The sequence below is a fragment of the Campylobacter concisus genome (genome assembly GCF_902460715.1).
Taxonomy (GTDB): Bacteria; Campylobacterota; Campylobacteria; order Campylobacterales; family Campylobacteraceae; genus Campylobacter_A; species Campylobacter_A concisus_AK.
On the sequence record NZ_CABPUX010000001.1, the window covers coordinates 921,667 to 924,711 of the forward strand.

The window sequence follows — 3,045 nt, forward strand, 5'->3', positions numbered from 1 at the left end:
AAAGAAGGTAAGCAAGACAAAAACGCTACCGAAGAAAAATTTGACTACTCAAAGAATCTTTTTAAACCCTGGAGCGAAACTATAAAAGAATTTATAGATATAGACAAAAGTAAAGAGGGCTGGATAGCAGATACTATAAATCGAATTGATAATATGCTATCTAATTACACCATTCAAGAAAGACGAGCTCTATCAGCAAAAAGAGAGCCAGAAAACATGGAAGAATTTAGAGTTCGCGAACTCCAAGATTACATGGACTGGTTGCTTACAAACTCTATAGACGGCAAACCAACGATAGTTGGTAAAATGGTTGGTCTTGGCACAGCAGAACAAGAGGCGGAACTAGAAGCTTTTGTAAAATCATTTTCTGAAGACACAATGATGAGTAATGATGGTGCTGCTTTGTTTGTTAGAGCTGATCTAAGTATAGAAGAGTTTAAAAAGCTTTATAGAGAAGATGTAGAAAAAACTACGAAAGAGCATAAAGAATTTCTAACTAAACTACACAAAGAAGAGCAAGAATACAATGCAAATTTAGCCAAAGAGCAAAGCGAGAAGAAATTTAAACCTATGCAGGTTAAGAAGAAGTATGAGACCTATGATATAAACAAGGATCAAAAATTTATCTATGCAAGAGAGCTTTTAAATTTCAAAGAAAAAAGAGGCATAGACGTCTTAGAGCTTATGCAAAAGATAGATAAGAAGCAAATTTTAAATAAGATGGCTTGATGAATGAAGATAGCCACCTTTTAAATTTATCTATTTAAACTTTTGTCTCGTTTTGAAGCTTTGTAGCATGAGCTAGCACACTATCTACTATCTCGCTCGCACTTTTGCCATCTTTTGAAGTGAGTAAATTTCTCTTTAGTAGCTCTTCTAAGATAAATTTGATCATCTTCTCATTTTTCAAAAGCCTTGAAAGAGGCACTATATCATCAGCTAGGCTTTGCTCGTTCATTAGCTTTGAGTAAGAGCTTGCCTCCACACTAAGCTTTGTCTCGCCACTATCACTAGCGATAGGGCTAAAACTCTTTAAAAATCCCACAAACACGCCAGCACTGCTATAAGTATCATCTACTTGATATACCGACATATCAGGGTTAAATGTATATTCGTCACTGGCTCTTGCGTCAAGATGTTCTTTGCTAAAATTTAGCTCATAGACCTCGTGGCTTACTCCAAAGACCCTAAGCTCATCTCTAACGCTCTTTGCATCATTAAATTGATCAAGTGTTTTATATACATTTGTAACAGATATCAGGCTCACATCTTTTAAGAAATTTGCATTTTTACCAAAGGTTTTTTGGTTGGTATCCATGCTAAATCCTTTTGGTAAATTTGCTAGATCAGCTTCACTATATCTATCTTTTTCATCGCCCACAATGCTTTTAAAAAGTTTATAGTAGTGCTTTGTAGTATCAGCTACGTCTATCTTTTCAAAGGCAGCCTTGCTTCTATCTTGTGTAAAGAGATATGTTTTATTGTTGTATCTAACTATCTCATCAAGTGTGCTTTTGTGGATTTTAAAGTCCTGTGGCAAGCCTGCAGCTTTGTTAAAATCAGCTCCCATAAAGCCAGCTTTATCCACTGTGTAGCCATAAGCTTGAAGATCATTAAAATTTAAAGAGACGAGGCTATTTTGCGAAGAAGTGGTATAAGTAAATTTAGCTGGTTCTTGGCTTGGTTTGTTACTCTCTTCTTTGATATTTTGCTTTATAAGATCACTAAAATTTAAAGATCTATCTTGTTTGTGCTGTTGATTGGTGTATGAATTTATATTTGTGCTTAAGATGCTAATATCATTCATGGTTTGCCTCCTAGCTTCTTGTATAGTTTAAAGCAAAAGGTGTTCCAGTGATATGATTTGCAAAAGATAGATAAGAAGAAAATTTTCGGCACAACTTTTGCTTACTCTTTGAAGTAAATTTCAAGGAGTAAGCTATGAAAGTCTCTTATAACTCCATCTTAACAAAACAACACTACCAAAAACATACAAAAAGCGAAGGCTTTGCAAATTTCTTACCTAACACTCCAAATATAAATTCGATCAGCCAAGTCACTACTCCTAAAAATGACTTTGTTTCATCTAGTAGTATCGACTTTCTTTATCAGGCCAAATTTACTTCACAAGAGGGTTATGGATATAGTGTAGATGCTAAAGGATTTATGGGAGCTGATTTTAACAAGGCTGTAGGTTTGCCACAGGACTTTAAAATCCATAAAAGCACACTTGATGCAATAGTGCTGCATAATCAAAAACACCCAAACTTTACAAATTTTTCAATGAATACAAAAAAAGATAATGCGCTCTTTGGAGAGGATAGTTTTGCAAATATCGATCTAGCAGATACCATAAAGCAATACTATAAAATTTTTGATCAAATTTCAGCTGGAGTTATTAGCAAGGGTAAAGAGTTTTACTCAAATGAAGATCTAGCAAAGATGCCAAAGGGCTACTTTTCAAAAGATAAAAAAATAGAGCATGTTGAATACCTAATGGGTAGGATGACAAGTGATGAGATAGATGGGCTAACCGATAGAAGCAATGAAAAGATAACTCATATCTTTAGAACGACTCAAGACGTAGAGAATGCACGCAAGCTAATAAATGATCTAAGCGATATAAATGTAGAAGTTAATGGAAATTTCCTTGACTTTTCTCCAGAAGTGATGACAACTGAGCATACTATCCCTTATATGTGGGTTAGTAGTGCTGGATATGACTTTAAGCCTGATATGTCTGTATATGATAATGAACAAGGCTATACTAAGGAGCAAATCTTTGTAGCATTTTTAAAAAACGAGCAAGGTCTTGTGCTGCAAGGTGGCACAACAAGGATAACTGATGAGGCTCTTAGTGTATATCAAAACTATCAAATAATTACAAAACAAGATAGAAGCGAGATAGTAGATAGTGTGCTAGCTCATGCTACAAAGCTTCAAAACGAGACAAAAGTTTAAATAGATAAATTTAAAAGGTGGCTATCTTCATTCATCAAGCCATCTTATTTAAAATTTGCTTCTTATCTATCTTTTGCATAAGCT

Annotated in this window: 3 protein-coding genes; 2 read left to right on the plus strand and 1 reads right to left on the minus strand. The window is 34.5% G+C overall.

The window, feature by feature from the left end; genetic code table 11:
- Positions 1–729 (plus strand): Cj0814-related protein (locus tag F3G91_RS04550; protein ID WP_223227813.1); only part of this gene is annotated, 729 nt, incomplete at its 5' end.
- A gap of 34 nt (positions 730–763) precedes the next feature.
- Here F3G91_RS04550 and F3G91_RS04555 read toward each other — a convergent pair.
- Entirely contained in the window at positions 764–1,807 is a 1,044-nt protein-coding gene (locus tag F3G91_RS04555; protein WP_149700833.1) for a Cj0814 family flagellar-dependent secreted protein, read from the minus strand.
- Positions 1,808–1,941: 134 nt separating this feature from the next.
- On the opposite strand from F3G91_RS04555, the gene F3G91_RS04560 reads away from it, so the two are divergent.
- Positions 1,942–2,961: a Cj0814 family flagellar-dependent secreted protein gene (locus F3G91_RS04560; protein ID WP_223227814.1), complete on the plus strand. Its 1,020-nt coding sequence runs from the start codon at positions 1,942–1,944 to the stop codon at positions 2,959–2,961.
- The last annotated feature ends 84 nt before the right edge of the window (positions 2,962–3,045 follow it).

Coding starts and splice junctions, on each gene's coding strand:
- F3G91_RS04555 (WP_149700833.1), bottom strand. CDS start 1,807: ATGAATGATATTAGCATCTTAAGCACAAATATAAATTCATACACCAAT.
- F3G91_RS04560 (WP_223227814.1), top strand. CDS start 1,942: ATGAAAGTCTCTTATAACTCCATCTTAACAAAACAACACTACCAAAAA.